At 70.2% G+C, this 17,031-nt stretch carries 20 protein-coding genes; 2 read left to right on the plus strand and 18 right to left on the minus strand.

The annotated features are described in order from the left end of the window. The first annotated feature begins 178 nt into the window (after positions 1–178). Complete coding sequence (gene coaA, locus ABD358_RS25775; protein ID WP_344633549.1) at positions 179–1,192, plus strand: type I pantothenate kinase; 1,014 nt, start codon at positions 179–181, stop codon at positions 1,190–1,192. A gap of 18 nt (positions 1,193–1,210) precedes the next feature. Here coaA and ABD358_RS25780 read toward each other — a convergent pair whose 3' ends face one another. The 5 genes from ABD358_RS25780 to ABD358_RS25800 all read right to left on the minus strand — a co-directional run bounded on the left by ABD358_RS25780 (position 1,211) and on the right by ABD358_RS25800 (position 6,271). Further along, a complete protein-coding gene (locus tag ABD358_RS25780; RefSeq protein ID WP_344633550.1) occupies positions 1,211–1,702 on the minus strand; it encodes a GNAT family N-acetyltransferase in 492 nt (163 codons plus the stop codon). Positions 1,703–1,754: 52 nt separating this feature from the next. Then, positions 1,755–3,113 (minus strand): phosphoglucosamine mutase, encoded by a 1,359-nt coding sequence (gene glmM / locus ABD358_RS25785; protein ID WP_344633551.1) that lies wholly within the window; start codon positions 3,111–3,113, stop codon positions 1,755–1,757. 252 nt (positions 3,114–3,365) lie between these two features. Continuing rightward, complete coding sequence (gene rpsI / locus ABD358_RS25790) at positions 3,366–3,878, minus strand: 30S ribosomal protein S9 (protein WP_344633552.1); 513 nt, start codon at positions 3,876–3,878, stop codon at positions 3,366–3,368. 37 nt (positions 3,879–3,915) lie between these two features. Beyond that, on the minus strand, positions 3,916–4,359 hold the full coding sequence (gene rplM / locus ABD358_RS25795; protein WP_344633553.1) for a 50S ribosomal protein L13: 444 nt from the start codon (positions 4,357–4,359) through the stop codon (positions 3,916–3,918). Between the two features lie 292 nt (positions 4,360–4,651). After that, on the minus strand, positions 4,652–6,271 hold the full coding sequence (locus ABD358_RS25800; RefSeq protein WP_344633554.1) for an ABC-F family ATP-binding cassette domain-containing protein: 1,620 nt from the start codon (positions 6,269–6,271) through the stop codon (positions 4,652–4,654). A gap of 52 nt (positions 6,272–6,323) precedes the next feature. On the opposite strand from ABD358_RS25800, the gene ABD358_RS25805 reads away from it, so the two are divergent. Next, entirely contained in the window at positions 6,324–7,184 is an 861-nt protein-coding gene (locus tag ABD358_RS25805) for a hypothetical protein (protein ID WP_344633555.1), read from the plus strand. Positions 7,185–7,229: 45 nt separating this feature from the next. On the opposite strand, the gene ABD358_RS25810 is transcribed toward ABD358_RS25805, so the two are convergent. The 13 genes from ABD358_RS25810 to rplO form a co-directional block, all read right to left on the minus strand. After that, positions 7,230–8,171 carry a D-alanyl-D-alanine carboxypeptidase family protein gene (locus ABD358_RS25810; RefSeq protein ID WP_425576427.1) on the minus strand — a complete coding sequence of 314 codons (942 nt, stop codon included), beginning with the start codon at positions 8,169–8,171 and terminating at the stop codon, positions 7,230–7,232. A gap of 83 nt (positions 8,172–8,254) precedes the next feature. Then, a complete protein-coding gene (gene truA / locus ABD358_RS25815; RefSeq protein WP_344633557.1) occupies positions 8,255–9,112 on the minus strand; it encodes a tRNA pseudouridine(38-40) synthase TruA in 858 nt (285 codons plus the stop codon). 91 nt (positions 9,113–9,203) lie between these two features. Continuing rightward, positions 9,204–9,767, minus strand: coding sequence for a 50S ribosomal protein L17 (gene rplQ / locus ABD358_RS25820; protein ID WP_344633558.1), 564 nt, complete (start codon positions 9,765–9,767; stop codon positions 9,204–9,206). A 182-nt stretch (positions 9,768–9,949) separates the two neighbouring features. After that, complete coding sequence (locus ABD358_RS25825; protein ID WP_344633559.1) at positions 9,950–10,972, minus strand: DNA-directed RNA polymerase subunit alpha; 1,023 nt, start codon at positions 10,970–10,972, stop codon at positions 9,950–9,952. A 126-nt stretch (positions 10,973–11,098) separates the two neighbouring features. Next, entirely contained in the window at positions 11,099–11,725 is a 627-nt protein-coding gene (gene rpsD / locus ABD358_RS25830; protein ID WP_344633560.1) for a 30S ribosomal protein S4, read from the minus strand. 28 nt (positions 11,726–11,753) lie between these two features. Beyond that, entirely contained in the window at positions 11,754–12,158 is a 405-nt protein-coding gene (gene rpsK / locus ABD358_RS25835; protein ID WP_004571845.1) for a 30S ribosomal protein S11, read from the minus strand. A 66-nt stretch (positions 12,159–12,224) separates the two neighbouring features. Then, the gene (rpsM, locus tag ABD358_RS25840) at positions 12,225–12,605 is read right to left on the minus strand and encodes a 30S ribosomal protein S13 (protein ID WP_344633561.1); all 381 of its coding nucleotides are present in this window, start codon (positions 12,603–12,605) and stop codon (positions 12,225–12,227) included. Positions 12,606–12,810: 205 nt separating this feature from the next. Beyond that, the gene (gene rpmJ / locus ABD358_RS25845; RefSeq protein ID WP_009740505.1) at positions 12,811–12,924 is read right to left on the minus strand and encodes a 50S ribosomal protein L36; all 114 of its coding nucleotides are present in this window, start codon (positions 12,922–12,924) and stop codon (positions 12,811–12,813) included. A gap of 58 nt (positions 12,925–12,982) precedes the next feature. Next, on the minus strand, positions 12,983–13,204 hold the full coding sequence (gene infA, locus ABD358_RS25850) for a translation initiation factor IF-1 (protein WP_003948620.1): 222 nt from the start codon (positions 13,202–13,204) through the stop codon (positions 12,983–12,985). 227 nt (positions 13,205–13,431) lie between these two features. Continuing rightward, positions 13,432–14,268, minus strand: a complete 837-nt coding sequence (map, locus tag ABD358_RS25855; protein WP_344633562.1) for a type I methionyl aminopeptidase — start codon at positions 14,266–14,268, stop codon at positions 13,432–13,434. 129 nt (positions 14,269–14,397) lie between these two features. After that, positions 14,398–15,048, minus strand: coding sequence for an adenylate kinase (locus tag ABD358_RS25860; RefSeq protein WP_344633563.1), 651 nt, complete (start codon positions 15,046–15,048; stop codon positions 14,398–14,400). Beyond that, positions 15,048–16,370 (minus strand): preprotein translocase subunit SecY, encoded by a 1,323-nt coding sequence (gene secY / locus ABD358_RS25865; protein ID WP_344633564.1) that lies wholly within the window; start codon positions 16,368–16,370, stop codon positions 15,048–15,050. The genes ABD358_RS25860 and secY overlap by 1 nt, the downstream gene beginning before the upstream one ends. Positions 16,371–16,566: 196 nt before the next feature. Continuing rightward, on the minus strand, positions 16,567–17,031 hold the full coding sequence (gene rplO, locus ABD358_RS25870) for a 50S ribosomal protein L15 (protein WP_344633565.1): 465 nt from the start codon (positions 17,029–17,031) through the stop codon (positions 16,567–16,569).

Genomic DNA, 17,031 nt, shown 5'->3' on the forward strand with positions numbered 1-17,031 from the left:
ACGGCGTCATGGCGGACCTCCGACCCGAAACACACGGAACAATCGTGCGATTACGGTCAACGTAGCGGTCCGATGCGGTTCCGTACACCCCTCCCGCGCCTCCTCGCGGCGGCTTCTGTGCCGCTGATCACACGGCTCCGCCCCCTGCCCCGGGCCGTGCGCGCACCACAATGGGCGCGTGTCCGCCCTCGCCGCCTCCCCAGCCCCCTCGGAGTCGCCGGCGCCGCAGCGCCGCGGCCGTTCCGAGGCGAGTCCCTTCGTCGACCTCTCGCGCGCCGAGTGGAGCGCGCTGCGCGACAAGACACCCCTGCCGCTGACCGCCGCCGAGGTGGAGGAGCTGCGCGGGCTGGGCGACGTCATCGACCTGGACGAGGTGCGGGACGTCTACCTGCCGCTGTCGCGCCTGCTCAACCTGTACGTCGGCGCCACCCACGGGCTGCGCGGGGCGCTCAACACCTTCCTCGGCGACGCGGCCGGCCACGGGGCCCAGCGCGGCACGCCGTTCGTCATAGGCGTCGCGGGCAGCGTCGCGGTGGGCAAGTCCACGGTCGCGCGACTGCTGCGGGCCCTCCTCGCCCGCTGGCCCGAGCACCCGCGCGTGGAGCTGGTGACCACCGACGGGTTCCTGTTCCCCAACGCGGAGCTGCGGCGGCGCGGGCTGATGGCGCGGAAGGGCTTCCCCGAGTCCTACGACCGCCGGGCGCTCACCCGCTTCGTCGCGGACGTCAAGGCGGGCCGGGAGGAGGTCACCGCTCCCGTCTACTCGCACCTGATCTACGACATCGTCCCCGGCGAGACCCTCACCGTCCGCCGCCCCGACATCCTGATCGTGGAGGGCCTGAACGTCCTCCAGCCCGCCCTCCCCGGCAAGGACGGCCGCACCCGGCTCGCGGTCGCCGACTACTTCGACTTCTCCGTCTACGTGGACGCGCGCACCGAGGACATCGAGCGCTGGTACCTGGGCCGCTTCCGCAAGCTGCGCGAGACGGCCTTCCAGGACCCGTCCTCGTACTTCCGCCGGTACACGCAGGTGTCGGAGGAGGAGGCACTGGACTACGCGCGCGGGATCTGGCGGACGATCAACCGGCCGAACCTGGAGCAGAACATCCTCCCCACCCGGGGCCGGGCCGGCCTCGTCCTGCGCAAGGGGCCGGACCACAAGGTCCAGCGCCTGTCGCTGCGCAAGCTCTGAGCCGGGCCGCGGTCCGGCTCAGCCGGGGCCGTCCAGGTGGCGGCGGTAGCGGACGCCCGGCCGCCCGCCCGGCCGGGCGTCCCCGCCCGGGACGAACCCGGTGCGTTCGAGCACGGCCCTGGAGGCGGGGTTGTCGAGGGTGGTGACCGCCCACAGTTCCGAGAGTCCGTAGGGCCCGCCGGCCGGCCGGCACACCTCCCGCACCGCGGCCGTCGCGACGCCCCGGCCCGCGGCCCGCTCGGCGACGCGGTAGCCCAGCTCCGCGCTGCCCCCGGTCACGTCCACCAGGTTGACACGGCCGACCGGCTCCCCGTCCTCGCCGACGACGACGTGGAAGTGGCACGTCCCCGCCTCCTGCTCGGCCGGCAGGGCGGTGTGGCGGGCGTCGAACTCCGCGAAGTACGCGTCCCCCCGGTCCTCCACGGACCGGGCGAACCACTCGCGGTTCTCCCGCTCGAAGGCCAGGAGGGCGGGCGCGTGGCCGGCCCGGAGCCGCTCCAGTCTCACCATGCGCGGAAGCGTACGCGCCCGCACCGGCGCCGCGCACCGCCCCGCGCGGGGCTCAGCCCAGCGCGGACTTGACCTCGTCGGCCAGCCGGCCGGCCACCGTGCGGGCCTGCTCCAGGTCGGCGGCCTCCACCATCACCCGCACCAGCGGCTCGGTGCCGGAGGGGCGCAGCAGCACCCGGCCGGTCTCGCCCAGCTCCCGCTCGGCCTCGGCCACGGCCGCGGCCACCCGGGCCGAGGAGGCGACCCGGCTCTTGTCCACGTCCCGCACGTTGATCAGCACCTGCGGCAGACGCTCCATCACGGCCGCCAGCTCCGCCAGGGACCGGCCCGTGGCGGCCACACGGGCGGCCAGCAGCAGACCGGTCAGGGTGCCGTCGCCGGTGGTGGCGTGGTCCAGGACGATGACGTGCCCGGACTGCTCGCCGCCCAGCGAGTAGCCGCCGCGCTTCATCTCCTCCAGCACGTAGCGGTCGCCGACCGCCGTCTGCAGCAGCTCGACGCCCTCCCGCTCCATGGCGAGCTTGAAGCCGAGGTTGGACATCACGGTGGCCACCACGGTGTTGCCCCGCAGCGTCCCGGCCTCCTTCATCCCCAGGGCCAGCACGCTGAGGATCTGGTCGCCGTCGACCTCGTTGCCGTCGGCGTCCACGGCCAGGCAGCGGTCGGCGTCGCCGTCGTGCGCCACGCCCAGGTCGGCGCCGTGCTCGACCACGGCCGCGCGCAGTCCCTCCAGGTGGGTGGAGCCGCAGCCGTCGTTGATGTTGAGCCCGTCGGGCTCGGTGGCGATGGTGACCACCTCGGCCCCCGCCCGCGCGAACGCCTCCGGGGAGACCCGGGCCGCCGCGCCGTGCGCGCCGTCGATGACGACCTTGAGCCCGTCGAGCCGGTTGGGCAGGACGGCGACCAGGTGCGCGACGTACTTGTCGAAGCCCTCGTCGTACTCCTTCACCCGGCCCACGCCGGAGCCCGTCGGCCGGTCCCAGGGCTCGCCGGAGGCGTGCTCGCGGTAGACGTGCTCGATGCGGTCCTCCAGCTCGTCGGCCAGCTTGTGGCCGCCGCGGGCGAAGAACTTGATGCCGTTGTCCGGCATGGGGTTGTGGCTGGCGGACAGCATCACGCCCAGGTCGGCGCCGAGCACGCCGGTCAGGTACGCCACGGCCGGGGTCGGCAGCACGCCCACCCGCAGCACGTCCACGCCCGCGCTGGCCAGTCCGGCCACCACGGCGGCCTCCAGGAACTCCCCGGACGCGCGCGGATCACGCCCGACCACCGCCACCGGGCGGTGGCCCGCGAACGTACCCGCCTCGGCGAGCACGTGCGCCGCCGCGACCGACAGACCGAGCGCCATTTCGGCGGTCAGGTCGGCGTTGGCGACTCCGCGCACACCGTCCGTACCGAAGAGTCGTCCCACCGTGGTTCCTCCGAGTTCCAAGCCGAGGTCGGGCCTGTGACGGGCCCGGCTCATCCAGATATACGCCCCTCGGCCGCGGATGCGGCACGACCGCGCGCCCGGGACCTCCCCGGCCACCCCTCCGGGCGCAGGGGGGCGCGCCCCGGCCGGGGGCTCCGCCGGCGGCCGAAGACGAACGCCCCGACGCACCGTGACGGTGCTGTCGGGGCGCTCATCAGCGGATGCCAGGGATTCCAGCAGGCTCGGCGCGGGTCAGCGCTTGCTGTACTGGGTGCCCTTGCGGGCCTTCTTCAGACCGGCCTTCTTGCGCTCGACGGCGCGGGCGTCGCGGGTCAGGAAGCCGGCCTTCTTCAGCGGGCCGCGGTTGTTGTCCACGTCCGCCTCGTTCAGCGCACGGGCCACGCCCAGGCGCAGCGCACCGGCCTGGCCGGAGACGCCGCCGCCGTTGATGCGGGCGATGACGTCGTAGCGGTCCTCCAGCTCGAGCACCTTGAAGGGCTCGTTGACTTCCTGCTGGTGCACCTTGTTCGGGAAGTACGACTCCAGGGTCCGGCCGTTGATCTTCCACTGGCCGGTGCCCGGCACGATGCGGACACGGGCGACCGCGTTCTTGCGGCGGCCGGTGCCGGCGGCCGGCTGCGGCTCCCCGAAGCGGGAAGCCAGCGACTCGGTGGTGTACTCCTCGACGCCCTCGGGCGTCTCGGTGGTGTACGACTCGATGTCCTCGACCTCTTCGATCGGGGTCTCGGGGGTGGTCTCGGCCACGGTTCTCCTCAGCTTCTCTTCGTCTTGGGTGGCCGGACTACTGCGCGACCTGGGTGATCTCGAACGGGACCGGCTGCTGGGCAGCGTGCGGGTGGTTCTCGCCCGCGTAGACCTTCAGCTTCGAGAGCATCTGGCGGCCCAGGGAGTTCTTCGGGAGCATGCCCTTGACGGCCTTCTCCACGGCCTTCTCCGGGTTCTTCTGCAGGAGGTCGTCGTAGCGGACGGACCGCAGACCACCCGGGTAGCCGGAGTGGCGGTAGGCCAGCTTCTGGGTCCGCTTGTTGCCGGAGAGGTGCACCTTGTCGGCGTTGATGATGATGACGAAGTCACCAGCGTCAACGTGCGGCGCGTACACCGGCTTGTGCTTGCCCCTCAGAAGGGTGGCGGCCTGGGAGGCCAGGCGGCCCAGGACGACATCGGTGGCGTCGATGACGTGCCACTGGCGCTGGATGTCGCCGGGCTTGGGGCTGTACGTACGCACGGTCGTAGCCTTCGCTTCTTCAGTGAGTGTTTCCTGACAAGGTCACCGGAGATCACGACAGCCTTGACCACGCGTCGGTGACGCAAGCCGAAGCGGGTCGCTGGTCATCGTCCTGGTGGACCAGGCGTAACGGCCTCTCACGTGAGAACGAGCAAGCCAATACGCACAACGAACCAGCAGGATACCGGCCATCGTCCGCACGGGTCAAAACGTCCCCTCCGGCCGGGCGCGGCCCGGACCGTCCGGAGGGGACGCGAACGGACCGTGGGTGACGGCCCGCCCACCGTCCGCGTCAGCGCGCCCGCGCCACCCGGCCCTCGTCCCAGACGGGTTCCGGCACCTCGCGCACCCGCCCGTCCGCGCCGAAGACCAGGAAGCGGTCGAAGGACCGGGCGAACCAGCGGTCGTGCGTCACCGCCAGCACCGTCCCCTCGTACGCCTCCAGGCCCTGCTGGAGCGCCTCCGCGCTCTCCAGGTCCAGGTTGTCGGTGGGCTCGTCCAGCAGCAGCGCGGTGGAGCCGGCCAGCTCCAGCAGGAGGATCTGGAAGCGGGCCTGCTGCCCGCCCGAGAGCTTCCCGAAGGGCTGCTCGGCCTGGCGGTCCAGCTCGTAGCGGCGCAGCACGGACATCGCCGCGCCCCGGTCCCTGGCGTGCTCGGTCCACAGGATGTCGAGCAGGGTGCGGCCCTCCAGTTCGGGGTGCGCGTGGGTCTGGGCGAAGTGGCCGGGCACCACCCGGGCGCCCAGCTTCCACTCCCCCGTGTGGGCGACGTCACCGCCGGCCAGCAGCCGCAGGAAGTGCGACTTGCCCGAACCGTTCGAGCCGAGCACCGCGACCCGCTCCCCGTAGAAGACCTCCAGGTCGAAGGGCTTCATCAGCCCGGTCAGCTCCAGCCCGGAGCAGGTCACCGCCCGCACCCCGGTGCGCCCGCCGCGCAGCCGCATGCGGATGTCCTGCTCGCGCGGGGGCTCCTGCGGCGGACCCGCCTCCTCGAACTTCCGCAGCCGGGTGCGGGCCGCCTGGTAGCGCGAGGCGAGCCCGTCGTTGTAGGCGGCCTTCTGCTTGAGGGTGTGCACCAGCTGCTTCAGCTTGGCGTGCTGCTCGTCCCAGCGCCGCCGCAGCTCCTCGAAGCGCTCGAAGCGCTCCTTCCGCGCCTGGTGGTAGGTGGCGAAGCCGCCGCCGTGCACCCACACGTCCGACCCCGAGGGGCCCGGCTCCACGCTGACGATCTTCTGCGCCGCCCGGGCCAGCAGCTCCCGGTCGTGGGAGACGAACAGCACCGTCTTGCGGGTCTCGTTCAGCCGCTCCTCCAGCCAGCGCTTGCCGGGGACGTCGAGGTAGTTGTCCGGCTCGTCCAGCAGCAGCACCTCGTCCGGGCCGCGCAACAGCGCCTCCAGGACCAGCCGCTTCTGCTCCCCGCCGGAGAGGGTGCGCACCTTGCGCCACTGCGCCTTCTCGTACGGCACGCCCAGGGCGGCCGTGGTGCACACGTCCCAGAGGGTCTCGGCCTCGTACCCGCCGGCCTCCGCCCAGTCGGCGAGGGCCTGCGCGTACGCCATCTGCGCGGCCTCGTCGTCGACCTCCATGATCGCCAGCTCGGCGGCGTCCACGGCCTCCGCGGCCTGCCGGACGCGCGGCCGGGCGACCGAGACCAGCAGGTCGCGGACCGTCCGCTCGTCCCGCACGGATCCCACGAACTGCGGCATCACCCCGAGCCCGCCGCTGACCGTCACCGTGCCGCCGTGCGGTTTCAGCTCCCCCGAGATCAGCCGCAGCAGGGTGGTCTTCCCGGCGCCGTTGGCACCCACCAGCGCCACCGAGGCGCCCTCTCCCACCCGGAACGAGACGTCGTTCAGCAGCATCCGCCCGTCGGGAAGCCAGTACTCCAGGTGTGCCGCCTCCACATGTCCCATGGGGCGACTCTGACCGGGACCGGGGGCTACGGCAAGCGAATAAGATGCGCCCATGAGCTTTGGGCAGGGGGGGCCGGGCTGGGGCCCCGGGGGACCATCCGCACCGTCCACGCCGGACTGGGCGGCACTCGCCGAGGAGGCCGAGCGCACCCGCGCCCGCCGCCGCCGCTGGCTGATGATCGGGGGCGGCGCGGTGGCCACGGCCGCCGTGGCCGCGATCGTGGCCACCGCCGTCGTCAGCGAAAGCGGGTCCGAGGCGTCCGCCGGGACTCCGTCGGCGGCTCCCTCCGCCGGGAGCCTGCCGCCCGCCCCCGAGCAGCCGGAGCCGACCTTCTCCTCCGAGCCCCCGCCCCCTCCGCCGCCGGACCCGCGGGAGTTCCTCTCCGACCCAAAGAAGGACACCGCTCCGCTCAGCGCCGCCACCCTCTTCCCCGGCGACTCGATGAGGGCCAACGGCCGCGCCTACGGCAAGGGCGCCTCCGGCTCCACCGAGAACTGCGCCGCCGGCACCCAGGGCACCCTCGGCGCGGTGCTGACGAACAACGGCTGCCGCGAGCTGATCCGGGTGACGTACGAACGCGACGGCATCGCGGTGACCGTCGGCGTCGCCGTCTTCGACAGCGCCGAGGCCGCCTCGAAGGCCAAGGCGCAGGCCAGGCCCAATGTCGCCTCGCTGCCGGGCGCGGGCGTGCCCGCCTTCTGCCGGGGGGTGACCTGCCACACCTCGGCCAACGCGCTGGGCCGCTACGCGTACTTCACCATCTCCGGCTACACCAGCGGCCGGAGCGTCACCGCCTCCGACACCGCCGCCCCCCGGGCCGGGCGGGACGCCGCGGACTTCGCCTTCGCCCGCATCCTCAAGCGCGGCCAGGACCAGGCGGCGGCCTCCGTCACGGAGGGCACGCGGGACTGACGGACGCGGGTGCCGCCCCGGGCCGGCCCGGGGCGGCGCCGGGCGTCAGTCCTGCTGGGCGCCCATGGGGAGCGTGCGCAGCTTCACCTTGGTGGGGGTCTTCTGCTTGAAGGCCCAGTCGAGCATCTTCGTCGCGTCCGGGTAGCGGTCGGCGCTGTTGAGGATGACGCCGACGACCGTGCGCTTGTCGCGCGTCGCCGCGAAGACCAGGCAGGGGCCGGCCTTGGTGCCCGTGCCCGTCTTGATGCCGACGACGCCCTTGTACGAGCCCAGCAGCTTGTTGGTGTTGTACCAGGTGTACGTGCGTCCGTTGGTCGCCTTCTGGACGGTGCTGGTCGACTTGACCACCGTCTTGAAGGTGGAGTTCCCCATCGCGTGCCGCGCCAGTTTCGCCAGGTCGCGCGGGGTGGAGTAGTTGTTGCCCGCCTGGGATATGCCGTCGAAGGAGTCGAACTTCGTGTTCTTCATCCCCAGGTCGGCGGCCTTCTTGTTCATCTTGGAGATGAACGACTTGGTGCGGGCCGACGTGGTGCTGCCGCTGCCGAAGGTGTCGGCCAGCGCGTACGCCGCGTCACAGCCGGAGGGCAGCATCAGGCCGTACAGGAGCTGCCGCACGGTGAGCTTGTCGCCCGTCTTCAGGTCCGCGGTGCTGGCGCCGTTCTTGGCGACGTAGTCGCGGTAGGCCTTCTTCACCGTGACCTTGCGGTCGAGGTCGACGCCCTTGGTGGTGAGGACGACCGCCGCGGTCATGATCTTGGTGGTGCTGGCCATCTGGCGCTTGGTGTCCGCGGCCTTGCTCCACAGGGTCCTGTTGGGACCGCTGTCCAGGAGGAAGGCTCCCTTGGCCTTGATTCCGGACGGTCCCGTGGCCGCCTGCGCCGGCGCCACCAGCGGTCCCGCGATCAGCACGGCTCCCGCCGTCACCGCCACCGCGCCCGCCCGGCGGGCCCCCCTCGTTCGAGATCTCAATGGTCGCTCCGTCGTCATGGTCGTGGGCCCGCATACCGCGGGCTCTGACCATCAGACAAGCGGAGGAGCTGGAGGGTTGCCATCGATATCGGGCCAATTCCTCAGCAGCAGCCCGCCGCCACACTCGGGAGCGTGCGCCGGTTGCGCGCCTCGGCGTTGCGCGCGGCCAGCAGGTCGTCGGCCGGGTAGCCGACCTCCTCCAGGGTGAGGCCGTGCGGCCGCACCACGTGGACGGCCGAGTCCCGCACGCCGGCGGCCAGCACCTCGGCGGGCCACGACGGCGGCCGGTGGCCGTCGCCGACGAAGAGCAGCGCGCCGACCAGGGAGCGGACCATGTTGTGGCAGAAGGCGTCGGCGACGACCCTGGCCTCCACGATGCCGTCCGGCCGCCGCTCCCAGCTCAGTTCCCGGAGCGTGCGTATGGTGGTCGCGCCCTCGCGCCGCTTGCAGTAGGCCGCGAAGTCGTGCTCCCCCAGCAGCCCGCGGGCCGCCTCGTTCATGGCGTCCACGTCCAGCGGCCAGTCGTGCCAGAGCACATGGCCGCGCAGGAGGGGGTCCACACCGCCCGGGTGGTCGCAGACCCGGTAGGCGTAGCGCCGCCAGACCGCCGAGAAGCGCGCGTTGAAGTGGGGCGGGGCCTGGGTGACGCGGTGGACCCGCACGTCGTGCGGCAGCCGTCCGGCCAGCCGGCGCAGCAGTCTCTCCCGGTGCGCCTCCCACAGCTCCCCGGGCAGATCGGCGTGGGCCACCTGGCCGCGGGCGTGGACGCCCGCGTCGGTGCGGCCCGCCACCGTCAGCTCGAAGGTCCTCTCCGAGCGGGTCACGGTCCGCAGCGCGTCCTCCAGCTCGCCCTGCACGGTGCGCCGCCCGTGCTGCCGCGCCCAGCCCGAGAAGTCCCTGCCGTCGTACGACAGGTCCAGCCGGACCCGTACGTGCCCGGGCTCCACTTCGTCGCTCACGCCGGTGTTCCTCCCAGACGGCGGCGGACCCGCTCCCGGATGGGGAGGCGGGTCCGCCGCGTGTCGCTCGTCACGAGGGGTCGAGGGCGCCTCAGGCGTCCTTCTTCTCCTCGTCGGCCTCGGCCTTCTCCTCGGCCGGGGCCTCGGTCTCGGCCTTCTCCTCGGCCGGGGCCTCGGCGGCCTCGTCCTTCTTCAGGTCCGCCGCGGCCTCGTCGCCCGCGGTGTCCTTGGCCTGCTGCTCCTTGACGGAGCGCTTCGTGGCGGCCTCGGCCTCGCCGACAGCCTCCTGCTGCACGGTCAGGGCCTCCACCAGCTCGATGACCGCCATGGGCGCGTTGTCGCCGCGACGGTTGCCGATCTTGGTGATCCGGGTGTAGCCGCCCGGACGGTTCTCGTAGCGCGGGCCGATCTCGGTGAAGAGCGTGTGCACGACGCTCTTGTCGAGGATCGTCCTCATCACCTGGCGGCGGTTGTGAAGGTCGCCCTTCTTCGCCTTGGTGATCAGACGCTCCGCCACCGGGCGCAGGCGGCGGGCCTTGGCCTCGGTGGTGGTGATGCGGCCGTGCTCGAAGAGGGCGGTGGCGAGGTTCGCCAGCATGGCCTTCTCGTGCGCGGCGCCGCCGCCGAGGCGGGCACCCTTGGTGGGCTTCGGCATGTTCCGTTGTCCTCTCTCCTGCACCGGCCGTATCAGGTACCGGTGTCAGTGTCCGCACGTGCTTGTGCCCGTGGGAGTCCGGGGCGCTGCGCGGCCCGGATGCGTGGGCCGGCCGGGCGCGGCTGGTGCCGTGCCCGGCCGGGGTGCCGGCGGGAGCCGGCGCCGGTACCGTCCGGTACCGGTCAGTACTGCTCGGTCTCGACGAAACCGGAGTCCGCGTCGTCGTCGGCGCCGAAGGCGTCCGCGGCGGCGGTCGGGTCGAATCCGGGCGGGCTGTCCTTGAGGGTCAGGCCCATTCCGGCGAGCTTCGCCTTGACCTCGTCGATCGACTTCGCACCGAAGTTGCGGATGTCGAGCAGGTCCGCCTCGGAGCGGGCGACGAGCTCGCCCACGGTGTGGATGCCCTCGCGCTTGAGGCAGTTGTAGGAGCGGACGGTCAGCTCCAGCTCCTCGATCGGCAGGGCCAGGTCGGCGGCGAGCGCGGCGTCCGTCGGGGACGGACCCATGTCGATGCCCTCGGCGTCGACGTTCAGCTCACGGGCCAGGCCGAACAGCTCGACCAGGGTCTTGCCGGCGGACGCCATGGCGTCACGGGGACGCATGGCCTCCTTGGTCTCGACGTCGACGATCAGCTTGTCGAAGTCGGTGCGCTGCTCGACACGGGTCGCCTCGACCTTGTAGGTCACCTTGAGGACCGGCGAGTAGATGGAGTCGACCGGGATGCGGCCGATCTCCTGGCCGGCCTGCTTGTTCTGCGCGGCGGAGACGTAGCCGCGACCGCGCTCGACGGTCAGCTCCATCTCCAGCTTCCCCTTGCTGTTCAGCGTGGCGAGAACCAGGTCGGGGTTGTGGACCTCGACACCGGCCGGCGGGGCGATGTCGGCGGCGGTGACCAGACCCGGGCCCTGCTTGCGCAGGTACATCACGACCGGCTCGTCGTGCTCGGAGGAGACGACGAGGCTCTTGATGTTGAGGATCAGGTCGGTGACGTCCTCCTTGACGCCCGGCACGGTGGTGAACTCGTGCAGGACGCCGTCGATCCGGATGCTGGTCACGGCAGCACCGGGGATCGAGGAGAGGAGCGTACGGCGCAGGGAGTTGCCGAGGGTGTAGCCGAAGCCGGGCTCCAGCGGTTCGATCACGAACCGGGAACGGAATTCGTCCACGACCTCTTCGGTCAGTGAGGGGCGCTGAGCGATCAGCATGGGGATGTGCCTCCAGTCTTCGGCAACCGCTATTTGATGCCGAGCATCGGGCAGGAGGCCCGATTTCTACTGCAAGGGTACGGGCGGCACCGCACGTGCGTACCGTGCCGCCCGTACCGCGAGCCGTTACTTCGAGTACAGCTCGACGATGAGCTGCTCCTGCACCTGGGTGTCGATCACCTGGCGCTCGGGCAGCGAGTGGACGAGGATCCGCAGCTTGGAGGGGATGGCCTCCAGCCACGCCGGCACGGTCTTCTCGCCGGCCTCCGCCTGAGCCACCTGGAAGGGGGTCAGGTTACGGGAGGAGGGACGGACCTCGACGATGTCGTTCGGGGAGACCCGGAACGACGGGATGTCGGTCTTGCGACCGTTCACCATGATGTGCCCGTGACGGACGAGCTGACGGGCGTGGTCGCGGGACTTGGCGAAGCCGGCCCGGTAGATCACGTTGTCCAGACGGGTCTCGAGGATCTGCAGCAGGTTCTCACCCGTCTTGCCCTGCTTGCGGTTGGCCTCGTTGAAGTACCCGCGGAACTGCTTCTCCAGGACTCCGTAGATGCGAGCGGCCTTCTGCTTCTCACGCTTCTGCAGCAGGTACTCGCTGTCCTTGGTGCGCCCGCGTCCGTGCTCACCCGGGGGGTAAGGACGGATCTCGATCGGGCACTTAGCGCTCTCGCACTTGGCTCCCTTGAGGAAGAGCTTCTGCTTCTCCCGACGGCAACGCTTGCAGTCGGCCCCGGTGTAACGCGCCATGTTCGTGTATCTCCTACTTCAGCCTGGATCAGACGCGGCGACGCTTCGGCGGGCGGCAGCCGTTGTGCGGGGTCGGGGTGACGTCCTGGATCGAGCCGACCTCGAGACCGGTGGCCTGGAGGGAGCGGATCGCGGTCTCACGGCCGGAGCCGGGACCCTTGACGAACACGTCGACCTTGCGCATCCCGTGCTCCTGCGCGCGACGGGCGGCCGACTCGGCGGCCATCTGCGCGGCGAACGGCGTCGACTTGCGCGAACCCTTGAAGCCCACGTGACCGGCCGAAGCCCAGGAGATCACGTTGCCGGTGGGGTCGGTGATGGAAACGATGGTGTTGTTGAACGTGCTCTTGATGTGAGCGTGCCCGTGGGCGACGTTCTTCTTCTCCTTGCGGCGCACCTTCTTGGCGCCGGCCGTACGGCCCTTCGGAGGCATGGAAACTCTCTCCCGTGGAGGTGGTCGGTCCTACAGTCCGGACCACTGTTCGGTGTCCGGTGCGGACTACTTCTTGCCCGGCTTCTTCTTGCCGGCGATCGCGCGACGCGGGCCCTTGCGGGTGCGGGCGTTGGTGCTGGTGCGCTGACCCCGGACGGGCAGACCGCGGCGGTGGCGCAGACCCTGGTAGCTGCCGATCTCCACCTTGCGGCGGATGTCGGCCTGGATCTCACGGCGGAGGTCACCCTCCGTCTTGATGTTGGCGTCCACGTACTCGCGGATCCGGACCAGCTCGTCCTCGGTCAGATCACGGACTCGGGTGTCCGGGTTCACACCGGTGCTCGCCAGCGTCTGCTTGGAGAGCGTGCGACCGATGCCGAAGACATAGGTGAGGGCGACCTCCACCCGCTTGTCGCGCGGGAGGTCGACGCCTTCGAGGCGTGCCATGAACGTGGCTCCTGTTTTCTTGTCGGAGGTCTTCCGCAGCACCGTTCCCGTAGCGGTCTACGAGCCGGGTCCCCGGCCTCCGTCCGGGGGTGTCGTCCCCACCGGCGGTAACGGATGTCACGGCGGGGGGTCGGGTGTCTGCGTATCTACTTGTCGCTTGCGTCGCGCGAAGAACCGCGAGGTGCGAGGCGGGGGTCGTCGTGCGTCAGCCCTGGCGCTGCTTGTGGCGCAGGTTCTCGCAGATGACCATGACCCGGCCGTGGCGGCGGATCACCTTGCACTTGTCGCAGATCTTCTTGACGCTCGGCTTGACCTTCATGGATGTGAGGTTCTCCGGGTCAGGCCACCACCCCGCGGGGACGGGGCGGAGGCAAGATCTACTTGTAGCGGTAGACGATCCGCCCACGCGTCAGGTCGTAGGGAGACAGCTCCACCACGACACGGTCGTCGGGAAGGATACGGATGTAGTGCATCCGCATCTTGCCGCTGATGTGCGCGAGGACCTGGTGCCCGTTCTGGAGCTCCACCTTGAACATCGCGTTCGGGAGAGACTCGACGACGGTGCCCTCGATCTCGATGGCCCCTTGTTTTTTGGCCATGCTTGAGCGCTTCACCTTCCGGGATCGGCTACCTGGGTCAGCCCGTGGGTGCGCGCAGGCACACATGGACCGACGAGCCAGTCTACGGCACGTCGGAGGGAAAGACGAATCCGGGGATGTATGCCCATCCCGGTAGATCCTTACGCGGACCCGGGGAAGATACCGGAACCGCACCGGGAAAGCGCCCCCGGGGGAACCACCGGGGGCGCGTGAGGGGGCGTGCGGGCTCAGGCCAGGGGGTCGGGGGCGGCCGTGACGCCGTACTCGGCCAGCTTCGCCCTGCCGCCGTCCGGCGCGGTCAGTACCAGCGGGCCCTGCTCGGTCAGCGCCACGGAGTGCTCCCAGTGGCAGGCCCAGGAGCCGTCGTCCGTCTTGACCGTCCAGTCGTCGTCCAGCACGTGGGTCTTCGGGCTGCCCAGGCTGACCATCGGCTCGATCGCCAGGCACATCCCCGGCACCAGCCGCGGCCCGCGGCCGCGCCGGCGGTCCACGTAGTTCAGCAGGTGCGGGTCCATGTGCATCTGGCTGCCGATGCCGTGGCCGCCGTAGTCCTCGATGATCCCGTAGCGGCCGGAGGAGGGGCGGGGCTGGCGGCGGATGTAGCCCTCGATCGCCTTGGAGACGTCCACCAGCCGGTTGCCCTTGCGCATGGCCGCGATGCCGGCCCACATCGACTCCTCGGTGACCCGGCTGAGCTCGTACAGCTCCGGTCCGTGTCCCTCGCCGACGAAGACGGTGATCGCCGCGTCCCCGTGCCAGCCGTCGACGATGGCGCCCGCGTCGATGGAGATGATGTCGCCCGACTTCAGGACGGTCTCCCGGTCCGGGATGCCGTGGACGACGACGTCGTTCACGGAGGTGCAGATGTTGCCGGGGAACCCGCCGTAACCGAGGAAGTTCGGCTTGGCCCCGTGGTCGGCGAGCACCTTGGCGGCGACCTCGTCCAGGTCCTTGGTGGTCGCGCCCGGCACAGCCGCCTCGCGGCACGCCGCGTGCATCGCGGCGACGACCAGCCCGGCCGCACGCATCTTCGCGATCTGCTCGGGGGTCTTGATCTCCACCATGCGGCTGACGCCTTCCAGCTTCCGTTTCCTGCAACGTCCGCCCGGTACGCCGGTACCGGGCCCATCCTTACACGATACGGCCGCGGCACCCGGATGGGGCACCGCGGCCTACCGTCGTCCTCGTGCGGCCTAGGCTCGCCCGAGCGCCTCCATGGCGCGCCGGGTCACCTCGGAGACCTTGCCGAGCGCCGAGATGGTCACCACGAGTTCCTGAGCCTTGTAGTAGTCGATGATCGGCTCGGTCTCGTTGTGGTAGACCTCCAGGCGCTTGCGGACGGTCTCCTCCCTGTCGTCCTCGCGCTGGTACAGCTCACCGCCGCAGATATCGCAGACGCCCTCGGCCTTCGACGGGTTGTACTCCACGTGGAAGATGTGGCTGCTGTCGTTGCGGCACATCCGGCGCCCGGCGATCCGCCGGACGACCTCGTCCTCGGGGACCTCCAGGTCGAGCACCGCGTCCAGCTTCGTCCCCGTCTCGCGCAGGATGCCGTCCAGCGCCTCGGCCTGACCCAGGTTCCGCGGAAAGCCGTCCAGCAGGAAGCCGCCCGCGGCGTCCGGCTGCGCCATGCGGTCCTTGGCCATGCCGATGGTGATCTCGTCCGGTACGAGCTGTCCGGCTCGCATGTACTCCTGCGCCTTCTGCCCGAGCTGGGTGCCCTGGCTGATGTTGGCGCGGAAGAGGTCGCCCGTGGAGATGTGCGGGATGGACAGGTTCTCGGCCAGGAACGCGGCCTGCGTGCCCTTCCCCGCGCCAGGCGGTCCGACGAGGACGATTCGCATCAGCGTAGGAACCCTTCGTAATGGCGCTGCTGAAGCTGGCTCTCGATTTGCTTCACGGTCTCCAGACCCACACCCACGATGATCAGGATGCTGGTTCCGCCGAACGGGAAGTTCTGGTTCGCGTTGAACAACACCAGCGCGACGGTGGGCACCAGGGCGATCAGGCCCAGGTAGAGCGATCCGGGCCACGTGATGCGGTTCAGCACGTAGCTCAGGTACTCCGCCGTGGGACGACCGGCCCGGATACCCGGAATGAACCCACCATACTTCTTCATGTTGTCGGCAACTTCTTCGGGGTTGAAGGAGATGGCGACGTAGAAGAAGGCGAAGAAGACGATCAGCACGAAGTACGTGACGATGTAGATCGGCTTGTCCTGGTTCTGGAAGTTCGTCCTGATCCAGTCCGCCCAGCCCGCCTGAGAGTTGCTGAACTGGACGATCAGCGCCGGGATGTAGAGCAGCGACGAGGCGAAGATCACGGGGATCACGCCCGCCTGGTTCACCTTCAGCGGGATGTAGGTGGAAGTACCGCCGTACGAGCGACGCCCGATCATCCGCTTGGCGTACTGCACCGGGATGCGGCGCTGGGCCTGCTCGACGAAGACCACCAGCGCGACCATCGCCAGGCCGCAGAGGATCACCACGCCGAACTCGATCCAGCCCTTCGCCAGGTGTCCCTGCTGCTTGATGGCCCACAGGGCGCTCGGGAAGGTGGCGGCGATCGAGACGAACATCAGGATCGACATGCCGTTGCCGATGCCGCGGTCGGTGATCAGCTCACCCATCCACATGATCAGCGTGGTGCCGGCGGTCATCACGATCACCATGGTGATCGTGGTGAAGATCGAATCGTCCGGGACGATCTCGTCACGGACGCTGCACTGCGCGAAGAGGCTGCCGCTACGAGCCGTCGCCACCAGGCCGGTGGCCTGGAGCACGCCGAGCGCCACTGTCAGGTACCGGGTGTACTGTGTGATCTTCGCCTGGCCGGACTGCCCCTCCTTCTTCAGGGCCTCCAGCCTCGGGATCACCACCACCAGCAGCTGCAGGATGATGCTCGCCGTGATGTAGGGCATGACACCGAGCGCGAAGATGGTCAACTGCAGCAGCGCGCCGCCGCTGAACATGTTGACCAGACCGAAGAGGCCCGCACCGGAGTCGGCCGCCTCGGCTTCTTTCACGCACAGGTTGACGTTCTCGAAGCTGACACCCGGGACGGGTACGTGCGCCCCGAGCCGGAAGAGCACCATGATGCCAAGGGTGAACAGCAGCTTCTTGCGCAGGTCGGGCGTCTTGAACGCCCGGGCGAACGCGGTGAGCACGGTGCCTCCTGCGCCCCCCGCGTCATGCGCGAGAGGTTACGGTCTGAGGATCAACGGATAAAACGGTTCAGATTCCACAGGGAGATCCTGTGGAGGTCAACAGTGCACGCCACCTTACCGGCGACCGTGCCCCCCTTGGAACGACCAACCGGGGACGCCCGTTCCTGGGCGCCCCCGGTTGGTCACGTCATCGGGCTCAGGCGAGCTCGTTGACCGTGCCGCCGGCAGCGGTGATCTTCTCCTTGGCGGAGCCGGAGACCTTGTCCACGGTCACCTGCAGGGCCACGGAGATGTCGCCGTTGCCCAGCACCTTGACGGGCTGGTTCTTGCGCACCGCGCCCTTGGCGACCAGGTCCGCAACGGTGACCTCGCCGCCCTCGGGGTACAGGGCCGCCAGCTTGTCGAGGTTGACGACCTGGTACTCGACGCGGAACGGGTTCTTGAAGCCCTTGAGCTTGGGCAGCCGCATGTGCAGCGGCATCTGCCCACCCTCGAAGGCCTCCGGCACCTGGTAGCGGGCCTTGGTGCCCTTGGTGCCACGACCGGCGGTCTTGCCCTTGGAGGCCTCACCGCGACCGACACGGGTCTTGGCGGTCTTGGCACCCGGGGCAGGCCGGAGGTTGTGGACCTTCAGCGGGTTGTTGGCCGAGGACTCAGCCAT

The organism is Streptomyces glaucosporus, assembly GCF_039533345.1.
Taxonomy (GTDB): domain Bacteria; phylum Actinomycetota; class Actinomycetes; order Streptomycetales; family Streptomycetaceae; genus Streptomyces; species Streptomyces glaucosporus.

What these genes read in the sequence shown, in the direction of transcription:
- ABD358_RS25780 (WP_344633550.1), bottom strand. Translation starts at nt 1,702, where the DNA reads ATGGTGAGACTGGAGCGGCTCCGGGCCGGCCACGCGCCCGCCCTCCTG.
- ABD358_RS25800 (WP_344633554.1), bottom strand. Translation starts at nt 6,271, where the DNA reads ATGGGACATGTGGAGGCGGCACACCTGGAGTACTGGCTTCCCGACGGG.
- ABD358_RS25805 (WP_344633555.1), top strand. Translation starts at nt 6,324, where the DNA reads ATGAGCTTTGGGCAGGGGGGGCCGGGCTGGGGCCCCGGGGGACCATCC.
- ABD358_RS25810 (WP_425576427.1), bottom strand. Translation starts at nt 8,171, where the DNA reads ATGACGACGGAGCGACCATTGAGATCTCGAACGAGGGGGGCCCGCCGG.
- rplQ (WP_344633558.1), bottom strand. Translation starts at nt 9,767, where the DNA reads ATGCCGAAGCCCACCAAGGGTGCCCGCCTCGGCGGCGGCGCCGCGCAC.
- ABD358_RS25825 (WP_344633559.1), bottom strand. Translation starts at nt 10,972, where the DNA reads ATGCTGATCGCTCAGCGCCCCTCACTGACCGAAGAGGTCGTGGACGAA.
- rpsD (WP_344633560.1), bottom strand. Translation starts at nt 11,725, where the DNA reads ATGGCGCGTTACACCGGGGCCGACTGCAAGCGTTGCCGTCGGGAGAAG.
- rpsK (WP_004571845.1), bottom strand. Translation starts at nt 12,158, where the DNA reads ATGCCTCCGAAGGGCCGTACGGCCGGCGCCAAGAAGGTGCGCCGCAAG.
- rpsM (WP_344633561.1), bottom strand. Translation starts at nt 12,605, where the DNA reads ATGGCACGCCTCGAAGGCGTCGACCTCCCGCGCGACAAGCGGGTGGAG.
- rpmJ (WP_009740505.1), bottom strand. Translation starts at nt 12,924, where the DNA reads ATGAAGGTCAAGCCGAGCGTCAAGAAGATCTGCGACAAGTGCAAGGTG.
- infA (WP_003948620.1), bottom strand. Translation starts at nt 13,204, where the DNA reads ATGGCCAAAAAACAAGGGGCCATCGAGATCGAGGGCACCGTCGTCGAG.
- map (WP_344633562.1), bottom strand. Translation starts at nt 14,268, where the DNA reads ATGGTGGAGATCAAGACCCCCGAGCAGATCGCGAAGATGCGTGCGGCC.
- ABD358_RS25860 (WP_344633563.1), bottom strand. Translation starts at nt 15,048, where the DNA reads ATGCGAATCGTCCTCGTCGGACCGCCTGGCGCGGGGAAGGGCACGCAG.
- rplO (WP_344633565.1), bottom strand. Translation starts at nt 17,031, where the DNA reads ATGGCTGAGTCCTCGGCCAACAACCCGCTGAAGGTCCACAACCTCCGG.